General features: G+C 68.5%; 1 protein-coding gene and 1 pseudogene. Both read right to left on the bottom strand.

Features of this window, described 5'->3' with window-relative positions; all coding sequences use genetic code 11:
- A pseudogene (locus tag GUY60_RS37740) lies at window positions 1-244 on the bottom strand (2-oxoacid:acceptor oxidoreductase subunit alpha); the annotation flags it as partial.
- 288 nt (window positions 245-532) lie between these two features.
- Window positions 533-1192, bottom strand: coding sequence for a response regulator AbrC3 (locus tag GUY60_RS37735; protein ID WP_312866581.1), 660 nt, complete (start codon window positions 1190-1192; stop codon window positions 533-535).
- Between the last annotated feature and the right edge of the window lie 34 nt (window positions 1193-1226).

The raw sequence follows: 1226 nt of genomic DNA, 5'->3' as shown, positions 1-1226 counted from the left end.
ACGTCCCCGCAGGCGCCCGAATCTCCGCCGGGAAATTCGGCAACGTCGACAAGTCATTACCGAACGACGCCGTCTCCGACGTGAACCGGTCACCCGTCAACTGCATACCGTCACCCGAATCACCCGCGAAACGAATGATCACCCGGTCCAGACGACGCACTTCTTTGTCGCCCGACGGCTTCCGCTGTCCACCCACGACGGCCGAGTCGGTCTGCTCGGCCTGGCTACTGACCTGGCTGGTCACTGAACTGGACCTCCCTCGAGGTGCGGCACGGGACGGCACCGGACGACCGGTCCTCCCAGGGCCACCCTACGTCTGTAAGGGTCGCCTTCCTGGGCTCGGTCGCATAGTGGACGTGACTTTGAGACGTACTTCCGAACGGCTTCACCACTTTGCACGCGCCCCCTCCGCCGCTCTACGCCGGGCCTCCGGCGGTCCCGTCATGGCCATCCGCCTTCGCGAACTGTCGCGACCTGCCGCGCTCGACGCGCCGCGCGCGAGTCGCTCCGTATCTGACAGAGTGTCAGATTCCTAGGAGTTGAGGTAGGTGAGGACCGCGAGAACACGGCGGTGATCCCCGTCACTCGGGGACAGCCCCAGCTTCAGGAAGATGTTGCTGACGTGCTTCTCCACCGCGCCGTCGCTCACCACGAGCTGCCGGGCGACCGCGGAGTTCGTCCGCCCCTCGGCCATCAGTCCCAGGACCTCCCGCTCGCGCGGTGTGAGCCCCGCGAGCACGTCCTGTTTACGGCTGCGCCCGAGGAGTTGGGCCACCACCTCCGGGTCAAGCGCGGTCCCGCCCCCGGCGACCCGGACCACCGCGTCGACGAACTCGCGCACCTCGGCCACCCGGTCCTTGAGCAGATAGCCCACCCCGCGGCTGGAGCCGGCGAGCAGCTCCGTGGCGTACTGCTCCTCCACGTACTGCGAGAGGACCAGCACTCCGAGGCCGGGGTGCTCGCGTCGCAGCCGCACCGCTGCCCGCACCCCTTCGTCCGTGTGGGTCGGCGGCATCCGTACGTCCGCGACCACCACGTCCGGCAGGGCGCCCTGGTCGGCGAGCTCCCCGATGGTCTTGATCAGCGTGTCCGCGTCCCCGACACCGGCCACGACTTCGTGCCCGCGGTCGGTCAACAGCCGGGTCAGGCCCTCTCTGAGCAGCACCGAATCCTCGGCGATGACCACACGCACCCTGTCCTCCACGATCCGTCCGTCCCCCATGCCC

It is taken from the genome of Streptomyces boluensis (assembly GCF_009908195.1).
Classification (GTDB): Bacteria; Actinomycetota; Actinomycetes; order Streptomycetales; family Streptomycetaceae; genus Streptomyces; species Streptomyces boluensis.
This window is presented reverse-complemented; position numbering and strand designations above follow the sequence as displayed.